The 20,462-nt window shown below is 55.0% G+C and carries 29 protein-coding genes; 13 read left to right on the forward strand and 16 right to left on the reverse strand.

Going from position 1 to position 20,462, the window contains the following annotated elements; translation table 11 throughout:
• Nucleotides 1-106: 106 nt before the first annotated feature.
• The 4 genes from ACQ86N_RS36225 (at nucleotide 107) to ACQ86N_RS36240 (ending at nucleotide 3,760) form a co-directional block, all read left to right on the forward strand.
• The gene (locus tag ACQ86N_RS36225) at nucleotides 107-1,834 is read left to right on the forward strand and encodes a RagB/SusD family nutrient uptake outer membrane protein (RefSeq protein ID WP_431211293.1); all 1,728 of its coding nucleotides are present in this window, start codon (nucleotides 107-109) and stop codon (nucleotides 1,832-1,834) included.
• Nucleotides 1,835-2,183: 349 nt separating this feature from the next.
• The gene (locus ACQ86N_RS36230) at nucleotides 2,184-2,666 is read left to right on the forward strand and encodes an SDR family oxidoreductase (protein WP_431211294.1); all 483 of its coding nucleotides are present in this window, start codon (nucleotides 2,184-2,186) and stop codon (nucleotides 2,664-2,666) included.
• Entirely contained in the window at nucleotides 2,641-3,462 is an 822-nt protein-coding gene (locus ACQ86N_RS36235; protein ID WP_431211295.1) for a hypothetical protein, read from the forward strand. Before ACQ86N_RS36230 ends, ACQ86N_RS36235 begins: the two co-directional genes overlap by 26 nt.
• 133 nt (nucleotides 3,463-3,595) lie before the next feature.
• On the forward strand, nucleotides 3,596-3,760 hold the full coding sequence (locus tag ACQ86N_RS36240; RefSeq protein WP_431211296.1) for a hypothetical protein: 165 nt from the start codon (nucleotides 3,596-3,598) through the stop codon (nucleotides 3,758-3,760).
• A 187-nt stretch (nucleotides 3,761-3,947) separates the two neighbouring features.
• On the opposite strand, the gene ACQ86N_RS36245 is transcribed toward ACQ86N_RS36240, so the two are convergent.
• Entirely contained in the window at nucleotides 3,948-4,136 is a 189-nt protein-coding gene (locus ACQ86N_RS36245; protein ID WP_431211297.1) for a hypothetical protein, read from the reverse strand.
• Nucleotides 4,129-4,263, reverse strand: a complete 135-nt coding sequence (locus ACQ86N_RS36250) for a hypothetical protein (protein WP_431211298.1) — start codon at nucleotides 4,261-4,263, stop codon at nucleotides 4,129-4,131. Before ACQ86N_RS36250 ends, ACQ86N_RS36245 begins: the two co-directional genes overlap by 8 nt.
• Between ACQ86N_RS36250 and ACQ86N_RS36255 the strand changes: the two genes are divergently transcribed.
• Complete coding sequence (locus ACQ86N_RS36255) at nucleotides 4,258-4,539, forward strand: hypothetical protein (RefSeq protein ID WP_431211299.1); 282 nt, start codon at nucleotides 4,258-4,260, stop codon at nucleotides 4,537-4,539. The genes ACQ86N_RS36250 and ACQ86N_RS36255 overlap by 6 nt on opposite strands.
• Before the next feature lie 73 nt (nucleotides 4,540-4,612).
• Here ACQ86N_RS36255 and ACQ86N_RS36260 read toward each other — a convergent pair whose 3' ends face one another.
• The 5 genes from ACQ86N_RS36260 to ACQ86N_RS36280 form a co-directional block, all read right to left on the reverse strand.
• Entirely contained in the window at nucleotides 4,613-4,885 is a 273-nt protein-coding gene (locus ACQ86N_RS36260) for a hypothetical protein (RefSeq protein ID WP_431211300.1), read from the reverse strand.
• Between the two features lie 73 nt (nucleotides 4,886-4,958).
• Nucleotides 4,959-5,273, reverse strand: a complete 315-nt coding sequence (locus ACQ86N_RS36265; protein WP_431211301.1) for a hypothetical protein — start codon at nucleotides 5,271-5,273, stop codon at nucleotides 4,959-4,961.
• Nucleotides 5,266-5,550: a hypothetical protein gene (locus ACQ86N_RS36270; RefSeq protein WP_431211302.1), complete on the reverse strand. Its 285-nt coding sequence runs from the start codon at nucleotides 5,548-5,550 to the stop codon at nucleotides 5,266-5,268. The genes ACQ86N_RS36265 and ACQ86N_RS36270 overlap by 8 nt, the downstream gene beginning before the upstream one ends.
• A complete protein-coding gene (locus ACQ86N_RS36275; RefSeq protein ID WP_431211303.1) occupies nucleotides 5,535-6,149 on the reverse strand; it encodes a sialate O-acetylesterase in 615 nt (204 codons plus the stop codon). The genes ACQ86N_RS36270 and ACQ86N_RS36275 overlap by 16 nt, the downstream gene beginning before the upstream one ends.
• Before the next feature lie 298 nt (nucleotides 6,150-6,447).
• Entirely contained in the window at nucleotides 6,448-6,681 is a 234-nt protein-coding gene (locus tag ACQ86N_RS36280) for a YciI family protein (protein WP_431211304.1), read from the reverse strand.
• A gap of 491 nt (nucleotides 6,682-7,172) precedes the next feature.
• Between ACQ86N_RS36280 and ACQ86N_RS36285 the strand changes: the two genes are divergently transcribed.
• Complete coding sequence (locus tag ACQ86N_RS36285; RefSeq protein ID WP_431211305.1) at nucleotides 7,173-8,600, forward strand: M20/M25/M40 family metallo-hydrolase; 1,428 nt, start codon at nucleotides 7,173-7,175, stop codon at nucleotides 8,598-8,600.
• A gap of 7 nt (nucleotides 8,601-8,607) precedes the next feature.
• On the opposite strand, the gene ACQ86N_RS36290 is transcribed toward ACQ86N_RS36285, so the two are convergent.
• Together ACQ86N_RS36290 and ACQ86N_RS36295 are read right to left on the reverse strand one after the other, a co-directional pair.
• A complete protein-coding gene (locus ACQ86N_RS36290) occupies nucleotides 8,608-8,877 on the reverse strand; it encodes an aldo/keto reductase (RefSeq protein ID WP_431211306.1) in 270 nt (89 codons plus the stop codon).
• A 16-nt stretch (nucleotides 8,878-8,893) separates the two neighbouring features.
• Entirely contained in the window at nucleotides 8,894-9,640 is a 747-nt protein-coding gene (locus ACQ86N_RS36295) for an aldo/keto reductase (RefSeq protein ID WP_431211307.1), read from the reverse strand.
• Nucleotides 9,641-9,805: 165 nt separating this feature from the next.
• On the opposite strand from ACQ86N_RS36295, the gene ACQ86N_RS36300 reads away from it, so the two are divergent.
• Both ACQ86N_RS36300 and ACQ86N_RS36305 read left to right on the forward strand, forming a co-directional pair.
• A complete protein-coding gene (locus ACQ86N_RS36300) occupies nucleotides 9,806-10,552 on the forward strand; it encodes an AAA family ATPase (RefSeq protein WP_431211308.1) in 747 nt (248 codons plus the stop codon).
• A gap of 1,138 nt (nucleotides 10,553-11,690) precedes the next feature.
• Nucleotides 11,691-12,056, forward strand: a complete 366-nt coding sequence (locus tag ACQ86N_RS36305) for a helix-turn-helix domain-containing protein (RefSeq protein WP_431211309.1) — start codon at nucleotides 11,691-11,693, stop codon at nucleotides 12,054-12,056.
• 45 nt (nucleotides 12,057-12,101) lie between these two features.
• Here the strand turns inward: ACQ86N_RS36305 and ACQ86N_RS36310 are convergent, their stop codons facing one another.
• A complete protein-coding gene (locus ACQ86N_RS36310; RefSeq protein ID WP_431211310.1) occupies nucleotides 12,102-14,399 on the reverse strand; it encodes an ABC transporter permease in 2,298 nt (765 codons plus the stop codon).
• 163 nt (nucleotides 14,400-14,562) lie between these two features.
• Here ACQ86N_RS36310 and ACQ86N_RS36315 point away from each other — a divergent pair, with 163 nt between their 5' ends.
• Both ACQ86N_RS36315 and ACQ86N_RS36320 read left to right on the forward strand, forming a co-directional pair.
• Nucleotides 14,563-14,814, forward strand: a complete 252-nt coding sequence (locus ACQ86N_RS36315) for a hypothetical protein (protein WP_431211311.1) — start codon at nucleotides 14,563-14,565, stop codon at nucleotides 14,812-14,814.
• Between the two features lie 13 nt (nucleotides 14,815-14,827).
• Entirely contained in the window at nucleotides 14,828-15,139 is a 312-nt protein-coding gene (locus ACQ86N_RS36320; protein ID WP_431211312.1) for a hypothetical protein, read from the forward strand.
• Nucleotides 15,140-15,376: 237 nt separating this feature from the next.
• Here the strand turns inward: ACQ86N_RS36320 and ACQ86N_RS36325 are convergent, their stop codons facing one another.
• A complete protein-coding gene (locus tag ACQ86N_RS36325) occupies nucleotides 15,377-15,832 on the reverse strand; it encodes a hypothetical protein (RefSeq protein ID WP_431211313.1) in 456 nt (151 codons plus the stop codon).
• 340 nt (nucleotides 15,833-16,172) lie between these two features.
• Between ACQ86N_RS36325 and ACQ86N_RS36330 the strand changes: the two genes are divergently transcribed.
• Nucleotides 16,173-17,183, forward strand: a complete 1,011-nt coding sequence (locus ACQ86N_RS36330; RefSeq protein ID WP_431217730.1) for a phospholipase D-like domain-containing protein — start codon at nucleotides 16,173-16,175, stop codon at nucleotides 17,181-17,183.
• Between the two features lie 160 nt (nucleotides 17,184-17,343).
• Here the strand turns inward: ACQ86N_RS36330 and ACQ86N_RS36335 are convergent, their stop codons facing one another.
• The 5 genes from ACQ86N_RS36335 to ACQ86N_RS36355 form a co-directional block, all read right to left on the reverse strand.
• Complete coding sequence (locus tag ACQ86N_RS36335; protein WP_431211314.1) at nucleotides 17,344-17,796, reverse strand: hypothetical protein; 453 nt, start codon at nucleotides 17,794-17,796, stop codon at nucleotides 17,344-17,346.
• Nucleotides 17,759-18,349, reverse strand: coding sequence for a metal-dependent hydrolase (locus ACQ86N_RS36340; protein WP_431211315.1), 591 nt, complete (start codon nucleotides 18,347-18,349; stop codon nucleotides 17,759-17,761). The genes ACQ86N_RS36335 and ACQ86N_RS36340 overlap by 38 nt, the downstream gene beginning before the upstream one ends.
• A 74-nt stretch (nucleotides 18,350-18,423) precedes the next feature.
• Complete coding sequence (locus tag ACQ86N_RS36345) at nucleotides 18,424-18,753, reverse strand: ribose-5-phosphate isomerase A (protein WP_431211316.1); 330 nt, start codon at nucleotides 18,751-18,753, stop codon at nucleotides 18,424-18,426.
• Nucleotides 18,650-18,901, reverse strand: a complete 252-nt coding sequence (locus ACQ86N_RS36350; protein ID WP_431211317.1) for a ribose-5-phosphate isomerase A — start codon at nucleotides 18,899-18,901, stop codon at nucleotides 18,650-18,652. The genes ACQ86N_RS36345 and ACQ86N_RS36350 overlap by 104 nt, the downstream gene beginning before the upstream one ends.
• On the reverse strand, nucleotides 18,795-19,163 hold the full coding sequence (locus tag ACQ86N_RS36355; RefSeq protein ID WP_431211318.1) for a ribose-5-phosphate isomerase A: 369 nt from the start codon (nucleotides 19,161-19,163) through the stop codon (nucleotides 18,795-18,797). Before ACQ86N_RS36355 ends, ACQ86N_RS36350 begins: the two co-directional genes overlap by 107 nt.
• Before the next feature lie 403 nt (nucleotides 19,164-19,566).
• On the opposite strand from ACQ86N_RS36355, the gene ACQ86N_RS36360 reads away from it, so the two are divergent.
• Together ACQ86N_RS36360 and ACQ86N_RS36365 are read left to right on the forward strand one after the other, a co-directional pair.
• On the forward strand, nucleotides 19,567-20,058 hold the full coding sequence (locus tag ACQ86N_RS36360) for a pyridoxal-phosphate dependent enzyme (RefSeq protein ID WP_431211319.1): 492 nt from the start codon (nucleotides 19,567-19,569) through the stop codon (nucleotides 20,056-20,058).
• Entirely contained in the window at nucleotides 19,946-20,344 is a 399-nt protein-coding gene (locus ACQ86N_RS36365) for a pyridoxal-phosphate dependent enzyme (RefSeq protein WP_431211320.1), read from the forward strand. The genes ACQ86N_RS36360 and ACQ86N_RS36365 overlap by 113 nt, the downstream gene beginning before the upstream one ends.
• Nucleotides 20,345-20,462: the final 118 nt, after the last annotated feature.

The following is a 20,462-nucleotide window of genomic DNA, read 5'->3' on the forward strand; positions in this document are numbered from 1 at the left end:
AGCGATCAATTTCAATACCTATCCGCTGAACAAATCGATCTCGTTCGGCGTCCAGGTCGTGTTGTAAACAGTAGTAGCCAAGAGCATCAATCTAATTATTACCAAAATGAAAAGTAAACATATAGCATATCTCACAGGCCTTGCCGTAATGGTCTTCAGCGCCTGTAAAAAAGATAGTTTCCTCAACCGCGCGCCGCTGACCGATATCAGCGCTCAGGCCTTCTTTAACAACGAGACCGACCTCCAGCTGTACTGCAACCAGTACTACTACACCCTGCCGGTAGAGACGCTGGTCCGCGCAGACGACCAGTCCGACGACAAGGCGGCTACCCAGATCAATGCCCTGCTCGCAGGCGCATATACGGTCCCGACACTGACCGACACGACAAAGGACATCATCGGTACAGGATCTTATAAAGACCCCAACGGCTTACTCAACGGCACCGGCACCAACTGGAATTTCTCTATCATCAGAAGCTGCAATTTCTTTCTGGCCAATTACAAAAAAGCCGATGCTTCCGACTCCGTCAAAAACATCTACGTTGGCGAGACCCTGTTCTTCCGCGCGATGGACTATTGGAAAAAAGTAAAGGCCTTCGGAGACGTACCCTATATCAATACCTATATCACAGATACATCCAAAACCCTCCTGTACGGCCCCAGAATGCCCCACCAGCAGGTAATGGACTCCGTTCTCAGCGACCTCAGCTTTGCCGTCGCTCACTTGCCCGTTGCATCACTGCAAACCGGTCGTATCACCAAATATGCGGCTCTAGCCCTGAAAGCTCGCATCTGTCTCTGGGAAGGTACCTACCGGAAATACTGGTCCAACGCCGGCGACCCGGCGGCGTATCTGCAGGGCGCCGTCGATGCCGCCGAACAGCTGATGAGCTCGGGCAAATTCGGCATCTACAATACTGGCAACCCAATGTCCGACTACTACAACCTCTTCATCCAGGAAGACCTCACCACCAACAAAGAGGCCATCCTTCCGATGCAGTACGTCAGCGCCGTGCTCACCAACGGCTTTGACCGCGCCCTGGGCGAAAGCGGGGACGGCTACAGCAAGGATTTCGTCCGCAGCTATCTCTGCACCGACGGCCTCCCCATCGCCCTCAGCCCTCTTTATAAAGGAGACGATTCTATTGAAGCGGAGATCCGGAACCGTGACCCCCGGCTCCAGCAGGCGATCGCAACAAGAGGCTTCGACCTGCTGAACGGAGACATCGTCACAGTACCCCGCATCAGCACCAACGCCACATCCACGGGCTATATGCCCATCAAGGGACGGTCCAACAGCATTGCGGCCTGGAACGCCAATGCATCCACCTACGATTGCTTCATCTTCCGGTATGCCGAGACCCTGCTCATCGAAGCAGAAGCCAAGGCCGAACTGGGACAGTGTACACAGGACGTACTGGACAGGACGATCAACCTGCTGCGGACCCGCGCGGGCATGCCCGCCATGGTTATTGCCAGCCTCGTCAAGGATCCCAACTCCGACTTCCCATCCCTGCCCGTACTGCTGGATGAGATCAGGAGAGAAAGAAGGATCGAGCTAGCCTCCGAGGGCTTCCGTTTCGACGACCTGCACCGCTGGCATGCCGGCACACTCATCAACAACCCCGCGACTATTCTCGGCATCAAATTGCTGCCGCAGTACCGGAATGATTATACCTACGATATCAGCGGCGTGGTCGTAGACGCCAACAACTATGTGAGGATTTATCCCGGCATCACCGCCCGCCAGTGGGACGACAAGATGTACCTCTATCCTATTCCTATTCCCGAACTGACACTAAATGCCAACCTCAAACAAAACCCTGGTTGGTAATCATACCGAAGGCCGCCCGATCAGGCGGCCTTTTATTGCTTTTACCATTTGGTAACTTCCCTCCCATTTCAATCCCGGAACTTTGTGCCATAAAAAATCAACAGATATGGCACAATTACTCGCACAAAAAAGAATCATCCTCCTCGGCGCCAGCACAGGCATCGGCCTGGCTACCGCAAAATCCGCAGCCGCCGAAGGCGCCAAATAGTCATCGTATCCAGCAACCGGAAGCGCATCGACCAGGCCCTGAAAGAACTCCCCGCCGGCAGCGAAGGATACGCCGTCGACCTCAGCCGCGAACAAAACATCAGGTCGTTCTTCGACCATATCGGGAATTTCGACCACTCTCGTGTACTCCGCCGGAGAGAACCTCACACTGGCGCCCATCGCTGACACCGATATCGAACAGGCCCGCCAGTTCTTCACCATCCGTTTTTGGGGTGCATATTCCACGGTGAAATATGCCTCCACACACATAAACCCCGGCGGCTCCATCGGCCTGATGGGCGGCAACGCCGGCCTCCGTCCCGCTAAGAACTGGACAATTGCTGCCAGCATCTGCAGCGCAATGGAAGGCCTCACCCGCGCACTAGCCGTCGAGCTGGCGCCAATCCGCGTAAACCTCGTCGTCCCCGGAATCGTACGCACCGGCCTATGGGACGGCCTTCCTCCAGCCGACCGCGACAACTACTTCAATACCATCGCCGAAACCCTTCCCGTGCACCGGATAGGGACACCCGATGACATCGCCCAGGCGTATATCTATTTGATGAAACAGGGCTACTGCACAGGACAACAGCTCGTTGTTGACGGAGGACACATACTCGTCTAACCGAGCCGTCCAATACATCTACCTCGTATATTGCGACCCACGCCAGTGGGTCGCTTCTTTTGACGAATGCCCCAATTCCCCTACATTCACTGCAAAAAGTGAGCAAGCCGTTATCCAGACGCCAATTCTTCCTTTTCACCGCAGCCGGCACCATCGGACTGGCAGCCGCCCACAATACCCTCGCCGCATCCATCAAAGACCTGCCCGCCTCCCCTTTCATCCCAACCGGTCCCGCGAACCATCCCTAACATCCTTTCACCAGCCCTTCATCCCTCAGGAAGCCTCCGAGCTATATACCTTAAGTAATTCCCTGACCGGGACCTGGGCCAAAACACTCCTCAGCCTTCAGGTCCTCGACCAGTCGCGCCCACAGGAATACGGCGGCATCCTCTGCCCCACCGAACACATCGTCCACGGTCGCGTAGGCGACACCATCTATCCCTTTCTCCACATGGCCCGCCGCACCGGCGACCATCGCTATATAGACGCTGCAGTCCTGCTGTTCCGCTGGATGGAAGCCTATGTAAGCCAGCCGGACGGATCATGGGTCAACGAGCGAAAAGATTCATGGAAAGGCACAACGGTCTTCTCCACCATCGCCCTCTGCGAAGCCCTGCGCTACCACGGCGAACTGCTGGACCCGTCATTCCGTTCTGAAATAGAAGCAAGGCTCCTGAAAGCTGGCAATTTTATCTACGATACCGTAAACATCGACTACGGCAATATCAACTATCCGCTGTCTGCGTCCTACGCCCTCTCCCTGCTCGGCACCCTGCAGGACCAACCTCAGCTTTAAAGAAAAGGGAAAACTCCTGTCGCAAAAAGCCTTCAACTTCTTCTCCCAAAATGACAACTTCATTTTCGGCGAAGGCACCCCCTACTACCAACCCAGTCCCAAAGGCTGCTTCTCCGTCGACCTCGGCTACAACGTGGAGGAGACCCTTCCCTCCCTCGCCCTCTACGGCCTCCTCAACAAGGACGAAGAACTCTTGCAGCGGCTCACCGCGGCCCTTCGCACACATATGGAGTTTATGCTGCCCGACGGCGGCTGGGACAACAGCTGGGGTACCCGCAACTACAAATGGACCTGGTGAGGGTAGCCGCACCTCCGACGGATGCCAGCCCGCCTACGCGCTCCTCGCCGACCGCGATCCCCGCTTCTATCGCGTAGCCCTCAAAAACACCCCAGCTTCTCCAACGCACCACCATCGACGGCCTACTCTCCGGAGGCCCGCACTACGCTTCTCACAACGTCCCCTCCAGCGTCCACCATACCTTCTGTCATATAAAGGCACTTACCACCATCCTCGACCATACCGCCGCCGCTTCCACCGGGCTAGTCACTCCAACCCCTTCCGCCTCCACCGGGTCGCCCACTTCCACCCAACCGGCCTTTACCGGGTCATCCACCTCCACCCAACCGGCCACCCCCGCTTTATCCACCACCCCCAAAACAACCTCTTCATCCAAAATCCTCCTTCCCCGTGAAATCCCCTACGGCGCCCGCTTTTTCCCCGACATCCAGACCTGGCTGGTCTCCACCGGCGAATACCGCGCCACCGTCACCGGCTACGACCGCGAATACAAAGCCATGCACAACGGCCACGCCACCGGCGGCGCCCTCACCATGCTATGGCACAACCTGACAGGTCCCCTCTTCGTAGCCAGCATGAACGCCTACCAACTCGTCGAGGCCGGCAACATGCAGGCAGACAAAGACCCGCTGTCCATGCCCCTGACACCCCGGGCCGAGTTCACCTCTAACGGTATTGCATACATGAATATCTCCGATATAACAGCCACTATCACTTTGGAAGAAAAAAGACCTCACTACAACAGCAGATCAGAATCAGCACCCGCTCAAGGCTGGTAGACAAAGACCAGCAGGATCCCCCGCAAGGCCCGATCTATTGCCGGACGAACTATATATTCAGTCCCGAAGAAATTCACCTGTCTTTCAACTGCACCACCGGCACAGCCAACACTCCCGCCGCCATACCCGGCGTCCGTATCGTCCTCCCTCTCATCTCACCCACAGGCGAAACACTAACAACAAATAACAACTCCATCCTTCTCCAAAAAGCTGCGGCATCAGTCACTGTCATCGCAAACCAACCCATCCACTCACTACCCACCACAGGCGGCCGTATCTTTAACTTCGTCCCTGGCCTCGAAGCCGTCCCCCTCGCCATCGACCATTCCTCGGCAGCAATAACCATCGCCACCAAACCCAGCCCCTAACCTTCCTTTCCTGAAAACCCAGCTCCAAACATCCCTTTCCTCACCCCCCGCTCACAATGGCACCTCCCATCCATCCGTACGAAACGGCGCCACCGGCAACCCACTCTTGCCAAACAAATTCCCCACTCCGGAATTACTGTACTGATACCGCACCGCCACCGGCTTCTTCACTTCCTTCGAGGATACTACGATCCTGCTTTCCTTTATCTTCACGCGAGCCGGATAAAACACCCTGTCCTCTCCCGCAATTAACACCTCCTTTACCTCCGGCCCCTTTACGACCAGTCCGCCCCCCGTCTCGCCGATCGTTATCTCGACCCTATCCCCCTGCACCTGCATTCCCTGATAAGCGGGGTTTTTATACACTATATTTTGCCGGTGATATGTATCCGCCAAAGCCCAGCTCCGCCAACCGCCACCCCACATCGTGTTTGTCCCTGGGATGAATATCTGCCGTATCACCCGTAATATCGCTGACCACCACCATACCCGTATTCTCCATCTGCTGGCTCTTCGCCTGCTGCTCCCGCAACAGACTCCCCTGATCTTTTACCTCATAGGTAAATGGCGCTATCTGCACATAATAGAACGACAGAGGCCTGGCCCAGGCCTTCCTCCACGAAGCGATCATTGTAGTGAACAACTGACTGTAACTCCACGGTGACACCGTATTGCTCTCCCCTGATACCAGATAACCCCCTCGGCCGCCAGCGACGTCAGCGGCGCTATCATGGCATTGTAACAATAACCCGGCGTGAACGGCCAGCCGTCGCTCGGCTTTTGTTTTCCGGCAGCATTCCTAAGAACCGAGTCCCTCGTCACAAGCTCGGCAGGTGTCCATACTTCAGCAGGCGTCCCGCCCCACGCCGCTTCCACCAACCCTATCGGAACATTCAATTCCTTGTTCAGCCGCTTGCCAAAAAAATAGCCGACGGCGCTAAAACGCCGCAGTGTACCGGAATCACAGGGAGCCCACCTCGCACTGCAGTCCTCCTGCGGATAGGCCGACGTTGCCTTCGGCAGCTGGAAGAACCGTATATTCGGATTGGCACAAACAGAAAGCTCCTCTTTCACATCCGGCAAACCCCAGGTCTCACACATCTCCATATTCGACTGCCCCGAACAAACCCAGACCTCTCCAATAAGCACATTCTCCAGCAAGATCCTGTTGCTCCCCCTTATCTCGATGGTGTAAGGTCCCCCTGCCGCAGGCGTCGGCAATAACAACTCCCACGCTACCATCCCGGCTACCCCTCACCGAATCCGTCCGGTGATCCCAGGAGAGTAGTAACATATATCCGCTCCCTCGGCTCCGACCAACCCCAAAACTTCACATTCGTCCGTTGCTGCAATACCATATTACTGGAAAGCACAGCCGGTAGCCGCACCTCCGACCTCAAACCAACAAAACCCATCAACAAAAAAAAGAACAGGCAGGATCTTTTCATATTCAATCGATTTAGCAAACAAATATACGTCCCACCCGCTCTTATCCCTTACCCAGGACCCCAATTCTTCTTCCCCCGCTTCCATCCCGTCCCTACCCGGCAACAATCTCTCTCACTTCCGCCGACCCATCATAGTCAAATATCGGACACCCCCTCGCCGACTCGATCGCATCCCCCAGATCGGCCGCCTTGATCACGACAAACCCTCCCACGACCTCCTTACCCTCCGTAAAAGGCCCGTCGGTCAATTCCTTCTTTTTCCCGGTGAGTACCGACCCGCTCCTCGTCAGCCGCTGTCCCGTCACATACCTCCCCTCACGCGCCAACTCCCTCAGTCCAAACCCTCCACTTCTGCATCGCCCGCTCTAATTCCTCCGCACTCGCCCTCGTCACATCCAGACCGCCCCTGAATAAAAACATAAAATCTTTCATCGCTTCTCATTTTAAACTGAACAAATTACTGTACACTGCGTGTACAAACTGGACTACGCCCAGTTTATGACGAACGCCCACCCAAAAACCGGACAAAAAGAATAATTTTATTTACTCCAAAAATTCCGACATGCAACAAAAACTAACCATCTGGTTCCCATCTGCCGAACCGCCATCCTGATCCTTCTCCTTCCAATATCCCAACTCCACAGCCAGGGCCGGGGCGACAGAGCACCGCGCGGCTGCAGGCACGGAGACACCCGCATCGCTCAAAGACGCAACCATCGACAATATCGTCAAAGAAGAAACAGACCACTCCCAGCTGCAACAGCTGGCACACGAACTCTTCGACGGCATCGGCCCCCGCCTCGTCGGTACCCCTCAAATGGAAAAAGCAAACGAATGGGCCGTAGCCAAATATACCGGCTGGGGCATCACCGCCCGCAACGAACAATGGGGCCAGTGGCGCGGCTGGGAAAGAGGTATCTCGCATATCGATATGGTCTACCCGAGAACAAAATCACTGGAAAGCACACAACTGGCCTGGAGCCCCGGCATGGGCGACAAGACAGTCACAGCAGAGCTCGTGATCCTGCCCGACCTCGAAGATTCCCTCGCCTTTCAGAAATGGCTGCCCGCGGTGAAAGGCAAATTCGTCATGGTCTCCATGCTCCAGCCCACCGGCCGCCCCGACTACAACTGGCAGGAATTCGCCACCCCCGCGTCCTTTGAGAAAATGAAAAAAGACCGCACAGCACAACAGGAGGCCTGGACCAACCGTATCAAAAAGACGGGCTATACAAATAAAACCCTGCCCGTCGCGCTCGAAAAAGCCGGCGCCGCAGGAGTCGTAGGCTCCAACTGGTCGGCCGGCTTCGGTGTGGACAAAATATTCGGCGCATACACAAAGAAGATACCAACCATCGACATCGCCCTCGAAGACTACGGACTCCTCTACCGGCTGACCGAGTCGGGAGACAAACCGAAGATCAGTGTACACACCGAATCAAAGGAAAGAGGCGTCGTACCCACATTTAATACGATAGCAGAAATAAAAGGCAGCGAAAAACCCGACGAATACGTCATCCTTTCCGCCCACTTCGATTCCTGGGACGGCGGCACCGGAGCCACCGACAACGGCACAGGCACACTCACGATGATGGAGGCCATGCGCATCCTTCATCTCGTATATCCCCACCCAAAACGCACCATACTCGTGGGACACTGGGGCAGCGAAGAAGAAGGACTCAACGGCTCACGCGCATTTGTTGAGGACCACCCCGAAATAGTCAGCAAGGTCCAGGCCGTATTCAATCAGGACAACGGCACCGGCCGCGTGGTCAACCTTTCAGGCCAGGGATTTCTCAATTCCTATGACTACCTCGGCCGCTGGCTCGCGAAAGTCCCCTCCAATATCCGCGATTCGATACAAACCCATTTCCCCGGTACACCAGGCGGCGGCGGCTCCGACTTTGCATCTTTCATAGCCGTCGGCGCGCCCGCTTTTTCCCTCAGCTCTCTCAACTGGTCCTACGGAACCTACACCTGGCACACCAACCGGGATACCTATGACAAGATAGTATTCGACGACCTCCGCAACAACGCGATCCTCGTCGCCACACTTGCATACATGGCCAGCGAAGACCCCGCAACCTCTTCCCGGGAAAAAGCGTGCTGCCCGTCAATCTCAGGACAGGCGAGTCCACCAAATGGCCCGAACAAACAAAATCCATCCGTAAAGGCGGACTTGACTAACTACCACCCAAAAACAAAAGGCCCCGAACGGGGCCTTTATTATTCTACGATTTCATGATAGTCTCTTAATAAAATTCCGGTAACGGCAACAACGCCGTATTCTGTCGCTGATGCCAGTATGGATAGACCGGCTCCACCGCACTCACCTCATCCAGCCGCCTGACCTGATCCGTAGTCAGCTTCCAGTCCGCAGCCCCAAAATTTTCCTTCCGCTGCGTCTCATTTCTTGCCCCGATGACCAGATTGACGACAGTCGGCCGCTGCAACAACCAGTTCAGCGCAACCTGCGCTACCGTCTTGCCGGTTTCCTTTGCAATGACATCCAGCTCATCCACCACTCTGAATATTAACTCATCGGGCACCACCGGTCCATGCGACCCGCCCTCGGCTGAGACGCGATTCCGCGGGCCTGGGGTTACTGCGCCTGAACTTGCCGCTCAGCCGCCCCATGGCCAGTGGACTCCACACGATGGTCCCTACCCGCTGGTCGATGCCCAACGGCATCAGCTCCCACTCGAACTCCCGCGTAAGCAGGGAATAGTAGGCCTGATGTCCGATATACCTCGCCCAACCATACCGCTCGCTGACCGTCAGCGACTTCATCAGATGCCAGCCCGAAAAATTCGAACACGCGATATACCGCACCTTGCCGCTCCTGACCAGGTCATCCAGCGCACGAAGCGTCTCTTCCACCGGCGTCACCCCATCAAAACCATGCATATGATAAATATCGATATAGTCCGTCTGCAACCGCTCGAGGCTGTCCTCACAGGCCCTGATCAGGTGGTACCGCGAACTGCTGTAGTCATTCACCCGGTCACTCATAGGAAACGTCGCCTTGGTCGAAATAAGTGCCCTGTTACGCAATCCTTTGAGCGCTTCCCCCAATATCTCCTCCGACCTGCCCAGCGAATACACATTGGCCGTATCGAACAGGTTGACACCGGCGTCCATACAAAGCCCGACCATCTGCTTCGCCTCTTCCACATCCGTATTACCCCAAGCTTTAAAAAAGGCATTTCCGCCACCAAAAGTGGCCGTGCCAAAACTCAATACGGGCACTTTCAAGCCCGACGCGCCTAAGGTCCTGTATTCCATTATTTTTAATTTAAGATTACCACGAATTTACCCCCAATAACCCAACTATCCCGCCTCCCCCGATCCTTTTCTTTCAACGCGCCGGCTCCCCCATCCCGCTCTCTCTTCTCACCCGCATATTTTGTTCCTAAAATCAGGTCCCCATGAATTAAATTGCAGGTCCCCATGACTACCGATCCACATAATCCCGTATTCGAACTCGCGGCCCGCTTCGTCAACCAGACCGCCAGGCACGTATTTTTGACAGGCCGCGCCGGCACCGGAAAGACGACCTTCCTGAAATATATCCGCGACACCAGTTTTAAGAAAATGGCCGTCGTCGCACCCACAGGAGTAGCCGCCATCAACGCCGGCGGAACGACCATGCACTCCTTCTTCCAACTGCCCTTCGGCCCCTTCATCCCAACACCCCAATACGGCTGGAATCCAGAAACGCCGGGATACTCCGACCCCAATACACTCTTCCGGAACATCCGGTTCAATGCCAACAGACGCCAGCTCCTGCAGGAGCTCGAGCTCCTCATCATCGACGAGATAAGCATGGTCCGGGCCGACACGCTCGACGCCGTGGACACCATCCTCCGCCATTTTCGGCAACAGCCCGACCAGCCATTCGGCGGCCTGCAGGTGCTCTTCATCGGCGACCTCTTTCAATTGCCGCCCGTCGTACCAAAAGAAGAATGGCAGCTCCTGCAACACCACTATACCAGTCCTTCTTCTTCGACTCGAAAGTCATCAGACAGGCGCCACCCGTATACCTCGAGCTCACAAGGATCTACCGGCAGAACGAGACCGAGTTCATCGGCATTCTCAACAACATCCGCAACAACCGTCTGCAACCCGAAGACATGGAAAGACTCCACGACTTCTACCAGCCGGAATTCATCCCTCCCAGCTATGACAATTATATAACCCTTACCTCCCACAACGCCAATGCCGACGCCATCAACCGGGAAGAACTGGCCAAACTCCCCGGCCACTCACGCGCATTCGAAGCCAGCATTACCGGCGAGTTCAGCGACAAATCCTTTCCGGCGGAAAGAACCCTGACCCTGAAAGAAGGCGCCCAGGTCATGCTGATAAAGAATGATAAGGGTGAGACGAGACGCTACTACAACGGAAAGATCGCCATCGTCAAAAAGATAAAGGACGACAAACTCATCCTTGAATTTCCGGATGAACCGGACGAGCTTGTACTCGAAAAAGAAACCTGGAGGAATATCCGTTATCAGTACAACAACGACCTGGACAAGGTGGAAGAAGAAGAGCTGGGCACATTCCGCCAATACCCCATCCGGCTCGCGTGGGCCATTACCATCCACAAAAGCCAGGGGCTGACATTCCAGAAAGCCGTCATCGACGCAGGCGCATCCTTCGCCCCCGGACAGGTATACGTTGCCCTCAGCCGCCTCACTTCCCTGCGCGGCCTCGTCCTTCGGTCGCGCATACGCCCCGGCTCCATCAGCACAGACCCAAGAGTCGTCATTTATACAGAGGAACAAATGCCGGAAGGGGCAGCCGAACAGGAACTGGGCAACGAACAACTCTCCTTCATCACCGATACCCTTCTCAAAACATTCCACTGGTCCCGCTTCGTCACCCAACTGCAGGACCACCACGCCGGCCACGCCCACCGGCAGATACCCGGCAAATCGACCGCGGTACAGCTCAGCAAAAAATGGATCGACAGCTCTCTTGCCCAGCAGGAGATCGCCAAAAAATTCTCCCTCCAGCTGGAAACACTCCTGCCGGCGGCAGAAGCAGACGGCTATCAGCAACTGCTCCAGCGCACGACGGCAGCCGTAGACTATTTTTCCCGCGAGCTCCGCAGCCAGATACTCGACCCGCTCCAGGAGCACATCGCCGATATACGCGCCAGCAAAAAGCGAAGAAATACCTGCAGGAGCTCAAGACCCTGCAACTCGTCTGCAGCCGAAAACAGCAACAGGTCGACGACGCACTGAAGATCGTCACCGGCCTCCAAAAAGGAGTAGACGCGACACGGCTTTTATCGACCATTCAGGAAGAGCGGCTAAGCAAGCAGGAAAAAATGGAAGAGACAGACTCGCAGCCTCCCGGCAAACCCCAGAAAGGTGATACCCAACGGACCAGCCTCCGCCTGTACAGGGAAGGGGTCTCTATATCCGACATAGCCACTCAGCGCGGCCTCAGCACCGGCACCATCGAAGGGCACCTGGCTTCGTTTATTCCTACAGGTGAGATTGACGTGAAACAACTGGTTCCTGAAGACAAGATCCAGACTATCCTCACTGCCATCCGTTCGGTCGGCGGCTCAGCCCCCGGCCCCATCAAAAGCCGACTCGGCGATGGCTACTCCTTCGGCGAGATCAGAGCCGTCATGACCTGGTCCCGATCTACTCCCCCTACTCCGTCCTCAAACTCCTCACCGGATTAGCCAACGCCACCTTCACCGCCTGGTAACTCACCGTCACCAGCGCGATTAGCAACGCCAGCACACCCGCCAGCAAAAACACCCACCACTCCAACTGTATATGATAGGCAAAATCCTGTAGCCAGGCATGCATCGCCCACCACGCAATCGGCGTCGCCAGCAGGAACGCCACCAGCACCAACTGCAAAAATCCTTCGATAGCAACCCGAACAACGTCCCCACCTTCGCCCCCAGCACCTTCCGGATGCCAAACTCCTTTGTCCGCTGCTCGGCCGTAAACATCGCCAGCCCCAGCAGCCCCAGACACGAGATAAAGATGGCCAGCGCTGCAAAACAGTTGGAGAGCCGATGCACCGTCGCCTCGCTCTTATACAGATCGCGGTACTCGTCGTCGACCCACCGGCTGCTGAAAGGGAATCGCGGATTCAACTCATGACAAACCGCCTCCAGCGCCGCCAGTACCTGCCGCGACTGCCCCGCCCTTACCCTGACCAGCGCCGTCCCATACGTCTCCTGCTCGCCAAAACGAACAACCAGCGGTCTTATCGGTTCATGCAGCGAATTGAAATGGAAATCTTTGATGACGCCCACAATTTTCCCTTTCTTCTGCCGCTGCGTTAGCCGCCTGCCGACCACATCCTTCGCAGTGAAACCCATCCTCCTCATCGCCTCTTCGTTGAGCAGATAACCCGCGGAATCCGTAGGAAAATCCGGAGAGAACTCTCTTCCCACAGCCATCTTCAGACTCATTGTTTTGGCCAGATCATACCCCGCCGAAGCATTCGTAAACATGATCATATTGTTCGGATCCTTGCCATCCCAGTCAACACCACCGGTACCATTCTCGATATTGGTAGGCATCTGGCTGATCCGCGATATATCTCCTACGCCTGGTATACGAAGCGCCTTCTCTTTAAAGATCTTATACTTTCCCGTAAGATCCCCTTCCAGCGGTATCGATACCAGATTGTCCCGGTCATATCCCAGATTGATGGACTGCACATAACTCACCTGCCCCGAGACAACGATAGTCCCTACGATCAGGACGATCGACAGGACGAACTGGAATACGACCAGCCCCTTCCTGAACCAGGCCGCACCCGCACTGAATTTCATGGTCCCCTTCAATATCCTTATCGGCTGGAATGAGGAAAGGAACAGGGCCGGATAGCTGCCCGAGACCACTCCCGTAACAACCGTCAGCCCCAGCAGGCTCAGCCAGAAAGAAGACGCCGTCCAGGGAAAAGAGATTTCCTTCCCCGTCATTTGATTAAAAGCGGGTAGTGCCAGCAGCACAATCCCCAGCGCCAGCACCACGGAGAACAGAGATAGCAACATAGCCTCCCCGATGAACTGCCGGATCAGCGCCGGACGGACCGCCCCCACCACTTTGCGGATACCGATCTCCTTCGCCCGCTTCACCGACCGGGCCGTCGTCAGGTTCATGAAATTGATACACGCGATCAGTAGGATAAAAATGGCTACCACGCTGAACAGCCGCACATACTCTATCCGGCCGCCCACGATGACACCATTCTTGAAAGTCGAATGCAGATAGACGTCCGGCATACGCTGCATCCCCAGCTGTATCCTGAAACTCTTGCTTTGTTCCTTGTTGTAATTATCCAGAAAATGCGTCAGCTTCCCAACCACCAGCGAAGGATTGGCATCCTTTCGCAGAAGTATATAAGTGCTGGGCCCATTATTGCCCCAGTCCTTGGCCCAGGAATTGTCATCCAGAAACGCCCTCCAGTTGACCAGATAGTCATACTTGTCCGAGCTGTTCTCCGGAAGGTCTTCGAACACAGCCATGACCTTAAAATCTTTCCTGTTCCCATAGCGGATCGCCTTCCCGATAGCCGCAGCCGGACTGCCAAAGAAATGCACCGCCATTTTACGCGAAATGGCAATGCTCAGTGGCCCGTCCAACGCCGTAGCAGCCTTCCCTTCCAGCAGCGGATAGCTGAACATCTGGAAATAGTCGGCACCGGCACTGCTCCCCGACTCCTTCAGGATCTTGTCACCTACCTGGAAAGCGGCCTCGTCCCTCCACGTAAATCCCGAAGCCATCTCCACCTCCGGAAGCACCCTTTTCAGTTCATCCGGCAACACCCCGGGCGTATAATACCCCGCTTCGATCTTCCCGTCATAATACTGCCGCTCATACACCCGGTAGATCCGATCCCCGTTGGCGTGGCCGCCGTCTACGCTTTTTTCATCCCTGATCCACAGCAGAATCAGCAGGCTACAGGCCATCCCCATGGCCAATCCGAAAATATTGAGGAAACTATACCCCTTCTGCTTCCAGAGATTGCGAAGGGCGACTTTCAGAAAGTTCTTTAGCATAAGCAATTATCTCCCAAAATAGGACGTTCCAATTGGACCCATGTTGCACCAGTCTCACCCCGGCACCCCCAAAAACTTCCCCTTTTAACATTTCTATAACACGTGCCCCATAAAACTATTCCGTTTTAGCGAAGTCAAACCACCCATAAACACACCAACAATTATGAGACGTCTCTTTACCGTGATCCTGACTCTTGCATCCGTATCCTTCTTTGTTGTGAGTTGTAGCAGCTCGAAAATGTCCCGGAATAACTTCGTCCCCTTTACCCGTGACCTCAAACAGAAACTGGAAAAGGAAAATATCGACCTCAAACAGGTACAGTTCTACGTAGACCAGAAATTGATCCTCAACCGTAACCTCGGAGACGAGAAAAATAGCCGTTACGTCCGGCGTTGTAAGACTGGAAAACGGTAAATACATCAACGAAGTGATCGTCCCCTCATTCACCCCCGGTATCTGCGAAGGCGCCGACGGCGACAAACTCCTGATCAGCTTTGAAAAAGGAAATAATAACCTCGCCTTTGGCCCCGGCAGCGGCTATACATTTAATGAATATGTGTTATATGGTACCGAATGGAAGAATGGTACCGCCGCAGTTACCTACGATTCCAATAAATTCCGCGCCCGCTGCGGCACCTGCCAGGACGTGGCCTCTGCTACCCTGGTCATCCGCAAGAAAGTAGCCGAAAAATGGGAACACAAATCACGGACCCTCAAAGGCCGTACAGTATCAAAATAATTCACCGGCCGGCCACCCCATGATCTCCGCGATCACGCTGCCAGCCACCAAACATTCGCGATCACCCGGTCAGCCATCAAATAATTTGGAGAGACGGTAGAAAACCAACAACCCAGCGGAGTCCACTCAAAGGACTCCGCTATTCTTTCCCCTCACCTCTTCGTCAAACCCCCATTGACCAGGTCCTCCAGCACATCTATCTTCCCTTCACTCACCGACAAGGTCTTCACCGACTCGTCACTGACAACCTTCACCAGATAAAAAACCTTCTCCCCGTCCGTGATCTCCGTCACCACATCCAGCTCGATACCCGGGATATTTCCTCTTCACCAGATCAGCCGATACCTTCGGCATCTTCGTCCCCGCATAGTATTTCAAGGAATACAAATACGTGCCCCGTATATCAAAATACGCCTGATGCCGCAGAGCATCCTGTACGAACGATACCTGATACCCCTCGGCCGACTTGAACCAATATTCACTACTAACCCCCGACGAAAACAGCCGGTGAAAATGACGATAGGCATGAATACTGATCTCATTCAACGGAACATTACAGGAAATATCCCCCCAGCTTCCGCCGGGGAGCTCATTATACCGATATCCAGCAGGGCTGATTTCGTTTTGTGCGGTAGTATAACGGGGCGCCCATAGGAGCCCCGCCAACAGGCAATACATAAGGCAAGCTTTCATGCTCAATCGTTTTAAGATGGTGACAGAACCTTCTTCAATTCTCTTACTTAAGTTAACAATTAATTAATATTGTAGCAAATATATTTTAGCCTATCTTAATTGGTTTTATTCGACCCGCACCGGCGGGCGTGTAAATTTTCCGATCTTTACCTATGCGCAAACGACGAACCCCAAAATTGCTGGCGGGCTATACGCATCACAACAAGGTGCGCCTCGTCCACGGAGGAAAAGACTATTTCACCACCCTCGTTAGTCTCATCGACAGCGCCAAAACATCCATCCACTACAGACATATATATTCGACGGAGACGAAACCGGCCGCACCATCGCCGACGCCCTCATCCGCGCCGCAACCCGCCAGGTAGAGGTCTTCATCCTCCTCGACGGCTACGCCTCCCAGCACCTGGACAAACACATCATCCACCAGTGGAAATCCGCAGGCATCCACTTCCGCTGGTTCTGGCCCCTCCTAAAAAGCAAGAAATTCTACCTCGGCCGGCGTTTGCACCACAAGGTAATAGTCATCGACGCAGCAATAGGCATGGCCGGCGGCATCAATATCAGCAACCGCTATAACGACATCGACGGCAAGAAAGCCTGGCTCGACCGCGCCCTGCTCGTAGAAGGACAGGCAGCCCTCAAACTCCACATCATCTGCCGGGACATGTGGTCCAAGGCCTACTGGAAAAAGACGCAGCAACAAAAAGAAGACCACGAATGGGTAAAAGGCGTCGTCCCCGAGGCAGAATGCATGGTCAGAGTACGCCGCAACGACTGGGTACAGGGACAGAACCAGATCTCGCGCAGCTACGTGGAAATGTTCCGCCATGCCCAATCCCGCATCATCGTCCTTTCCAGCTACTTCCTTCCCGGCTCTATCCTCCGCAAACAGATGGCGCAGGCCGCCGCACGCGGAGTGACCATAAAGATCATCGTCGGCGGCGTATCCGACGTGCAGATCGCCCGGCTGGCCGAACAGTACATGTACCGCTGGCTCTTCAAAAATAAAATCCAGATTTACGAATACCAGGACACCATCCTCCATGGCAAGTTGGCCACCTATGATGGGGTCTGGATGACCGATGGCTCCTACAACGTCAATCGCATCAGCGCCTACGCCAGCGTCGAACTCAATATGGACGTACGCAACGAAACCTTCGCCGCCCGGGTAGAAAATGAATTGGAAGAGATCATAAAAAACAACTGTATCCAGATCGTCGAAGAGAACTATTTTCAACACCACGGCTTTCTCCGGCGCTGCTGGCAAAGAGCCGCGTACGAATCCATCCGCCTGATCTTTTTTCTCTTCACTTTTTATTTCAAACAGGAAAAAGAGACCGGCCGGGATTAAACTCTCAATTCCTTCCTCCCTCACCCAACCCAAACCATTCCCTCAACCACATTTTGACTCCCAAACCCAAACGCCTTCCTCACCCAAACCAGTCACCCAATCTCCCCTTCCCTCCAAAAGGGTCTCACCCAGTCTCCCCTTCCCCCAAAGGGCGTCTCACTCAATTCCCCCAAATCCTCCTCCAAAAAGCACGCACCGTCCTCCCGTTCCACCCGCTCATCCTCCCACGCTGTACCACCACCGCATTATTCCCCGGCCACTTGCAAAAATAATGAAATACAAACCTCGCCTTCGGATCCGCCCAGCCCCGTATCTCCCCAAACCGCAGGTCGTTAAAAACAAGCGTATCCCCCCAGTGCTCCACCGTATAATACCCCTGACTGAACCGTAAGAGATATTTCACATCCTCCTGCCCGCGGAACGGCCTCAAGAGGGAATCATTGCGGGGCTGCCATCGGAAATGCGTAGGACCGTGATCAAATATCGACCGGTATCCGGTACGAAAACCGCCGCTATCCGCCGCCACTACATACCACAATAGACTGTTCAATGGCGTAGGTGTAGAGAAATATCGGCTATAAGTCACCCCCTGCTGCTGCAGATCGCTCTTCACTATCCCGTCTATACACAGCTTGTTCACGATACAGCAACAGAGATAACAGCTGCTTCCGATCAGCCCCACCAACGCCCAGCTTCCTCCGGGCACGATCCCTCGCAAAGAACGCCAGCACCACCGTAGTCACCAGCAGCCAGATCGTATACAGCGGGTCCGCCACGAACAACACATTCCAGGACACCCGGTAGTGCGAGAACGGCTCGAACCACCCCGTACCGTACGCGTTGAAAGCATCCAAAAAATATGCAGGAAAAGTTGAAGACCAAAGAAGAACATCCACCCCCGCCGGCTGATCCCGATATGAGGCCATAACCTCCGGGCCAGCCACGCCAGCAGCGGCGTCACAACCAGCACGAATAAAAAAGAATGCGTGATCCCCCGATGCGCCCACATCATCCTTCGCCGTGGGCAACCACATCGAAGCGAGACCATCTATATCCGGCAGGCTATTGGCGACAGCGCCCAAAAACATGGCCCGCTTCCCCATCCTCCGGCCCGCCACCAATTCCCCGACCGTAGCCCCCAATACTATATGCGTGATCGAATCCATTTTCTAACGGGAGCAATCATCGGACCAGCTCCACTCCCTCCAACCACCCCGGCCACAAAGCACATCCCATCACCTCAACCACCCGGACACCAACCATCCCGGCCCCGCCAATCCATAGTCCACCCTACCCCTTCGTCAACACACTGATCTCCCCCACCCGGAGTCCCTGAAACAACTATATCGGCCATACCAATAAAGAATCCGTCCTCCATCACCCCCGTGATATCGCTCACCTGCCGGTGCAGCTTCGCCGGGTCGGCAATCGCCCCAAACGAACAATCAAGAATATAGTGCTGGTTATCAGTCAGGAACGGCACTCCATCCTTCATCCGCATCCTGGGCTCGCACCCCAGCTCCCGTAACCGGCGCCCGGTCAGTTCCCAGCCAAACGGAGTCACCTCCACGGGCAGCGGAAACGCCCCCAGCTCGGCGGACCAGCTTGCTCTCATCCACAATGATGATATAAAATTTGGTAGCAGCCGCCACTATCTTCTCCCGCAGCAACGCCCCACCACCTCCTTTGATCAGGTTCAACTGCTGATCCACATTCATCCGCCCCGTCGATCGTCACATCCAGGTAGTCGATCTCCGAAAAAGGCACAATGGGAATGTTCAGCTCCCGGGCCAGGTTCTCCGACTGAACCGAAGTTGCAATAGCCCGTATCGAAAGCCCTTTCTTCACCATCTCCCCGATCCCCTGGATCGCCCAGTACGCCGTAGAACCCGTTCCCAGACCAACCGTCATCCCGTCTTTGATATATTCTATCGCCTTCCCGGCCGCTAGCTTTTTCCCGCTGACTGCTGCATTCTCCATATTTTGATGTGTTTTAGCGCACCAAAAGTATTAACTATCTTTTAATTCCCCCAACCAGCCAGCCCCCTTTTTTCATTGACACTCAGTCTTTTTTACCAAATCCGCGCAGCCCCGCCACCCCCAAACCCATCCGATCGCGGCCTTCAGTTCCATCAAATTCCTACCTATTTGGTAGGAAATACCGGGAGTTTCCCCTACATTTGTTTCATCATCCATCAATGAACGCGGCGTTTAGTCATATTATCTGTTGTTGTTGTTGTAAACAAACCACGGTTATTACGGTGGAGGATGACCTCTTATAAGCTGAACCAACTTATTGTAACGATAGTTAAAAGCTCCACCACCAGTGGGGCTTTTTTATTTATATCGGACCAAATCCGGAAAAAGGCAAACAGTAATTCATATGTCAACAACGACCATATCTCCCGCTGATCCCGCTCTCCTCTCGGCCGTCAGGGCCCTCGGGGAAGAGATTGGCCATACCCCTCTCCACCACGTCACCGGACTTTTCCGGCACGACAAAGTGCAGATCTACGCCAAGAAGGAATGGATGCAGCTGTCCGGCAGCGTAAAAGCGAGGGCGGGATATAATATTATCCGCCGGGCCATCGAACAGGGCAGGCTGACCAGCGGCAGAACACTGCTGGACGCCACCAGCGGAAATACGGGCATCGCCTACGCACACATCGCTGCCCGCCTCCGCATCCCAGTGACACTCTGCCTCCCAGAGAACGCCTCCAGGGAACGCAAGGAGATCCTCGAGATCCCTCGGCGTCAACCTCGTGCTGACCTCCCGCTACGAAGGCACCGACGGCGCGCAACAGGTCGCAAGAGCACTGGCAGACGAAGACCCCGAAAAATATTTCTACGCCGACCAGTACAAGAACGAGAATAACTGGAAAGCCCATTACCATACTACAGCACCCGAGATCATCGGGGACCTGCCAGGAATCACACACTTCGTGGCCGGCCTCGGCACCACCGGCACCTTTGTCGGCACCGGACGGCGGCTGCGGGAACTCAAACCCTCGGTCAGGCTCATCTCGCTGCAGCCCGACTTCGCCCTCCACGGAATGGAAGGCTGGAAACACCTGGAGACGGCGGTTGTCCCGGAAATATACGATCCTTCCATCGCGGACGACAACGAAGAGGTCAGCACCGAAGAGGCATACCAGCGATAAGAGACGCCCGCGAAAAAGAAGGACTACTGCTAAGTCCCTCCGCCGCCGCCAACCTCGCCGGCGCCATACGCGTCGCTAAAAGACTGGAAGAAGGCATCGTCGTAACCGTCCTTCCCGA

Origin of the sequence: Puia sp. P3, from assembly GCF_050632245.1 — a bacterium.
Classification (GTDB): domain Bacteria; phylum Bacteroidota; class Bacteroidia; order Chitinophagales; family Chitinophagaceae; genus Puia.

What these genes read in the sequence shown, in the direction of transcription:
- ACQ86N_RS36225 (WP_431211293.1), top strand. Translation starts at nt 107, where the DNA reads ATGAAAAGTAAACATATAGCATATCTCACAGGCCTTGCCGTAATGGTC.
- ACQ86N_RS36255 (WP_431211299.1), top strand. Translation starts at nt 4,258, where the DNA reads ATGCACAACGGCCACGCCACCGGCGGCGCCCTCACCATGCTATGGCAC.
- ACQ86N_RS36260 (WP_431211300.1), bottom strand. Translation starts at nt 4,885, where the DNA reads ATGGTTATTGCTGCCGAGGAATGGTCGATGGCGAGGGGGACGGCTTCG.
- ACQ86N_RS36275 (WP_431211303.1), bottom strand. Translation starts at nt 6,149, where the DNA reads ATGGTAGCGTGGGAGTTGTTATTGCCGACGCCTGCGGCAGGGGGACCT.
- ACQ86N_RS36285 (WP_431211305.1), top strand. Translation starts at nt 7,173, where the DNA reads ATGGAAAAAGCAAACGAATGGGCCGTAGCCAAATATACCGGCTGGGGC.
- ACQ86N_RS36295 (WP_431211307.1), bottom strand. Translation starts at nt 9,640, where the DNA reads ATGGAATACAGGACCTTAGGCGCGTCGGGCTTGAAAGTGCCCGTATTG.
- ACQ86N_RS36300 (WP_431211308.1), top strand. Translation starts at nt 9,806, where the DNA reads ATGACTACCGATCCACATAATCCCGTATTCGAACTCGCGGCCCGCTTC.
- ACQ86N_RS36305 (WP_431211309.1), top strand. Translation starts at nt 11,691, where the DNA reads ATGGAAGAGACAGACTCGCAGCCTCCCGGCAAACCCCAGAAAGGTGAT.
- ACQ86N_RS36310 (WP_431211310.1), bottom strand. Translation starts at nt 14,399, where the DNA reads ATGCTAAAGAACTTTCTGAAAGTCGCCCTTCGCAATCTCTGGAAGCAG.
- ACQ86N_RS36315 (WP_431211311.1), top strand. Translation starts at nt 14,563, where the DNA reads ATGAGACGTCTCTTTACCGTGATCCTGACTCTTGCATCCGTATCCTTC.
- ACQ86N_RS36325 (WP_431211313.1), bottom strand. Translation starts at nt 15,832, where the DNA reads ATGAAAGCTTGCCTTATGTATTGCCTGTTGGCGGGGCTCCTATGGGCG.
- ACQ86N_RS36340 (WP_431211315.1), bottom strand. Translation starts at nt 18,349, where the DNA reads ATGGATTCGATCACGCATATAGTATTGGGGGCTACGGTCGGGGAATTG.
- ACQ86N_RS36350 (WP_431211317.1), bottom strand. Translation starts at nt 18,901, where the DNA reads ATGAATGTGGATCAGCAGTTGAACCTGATCAAAGGAGGTGGTGGGGCG.
- ACQ86N_RS36355 (WP_431211318.1), bottom strand. Translation starts at nt 19,163, where the DNA reads ATGGAGAATGCAGCAGTCAGCGGGAAAAAGCTAGCGGCCGGGAAGGCG.
- ACQ86N_RS36360 (WP_431211319.1), top strand. Translation starts at nt 19,567, where the DNA reads ATGTCAACAACGACCATATCTCCCGCTGATCCCGCTCTCCTCTCGGCC.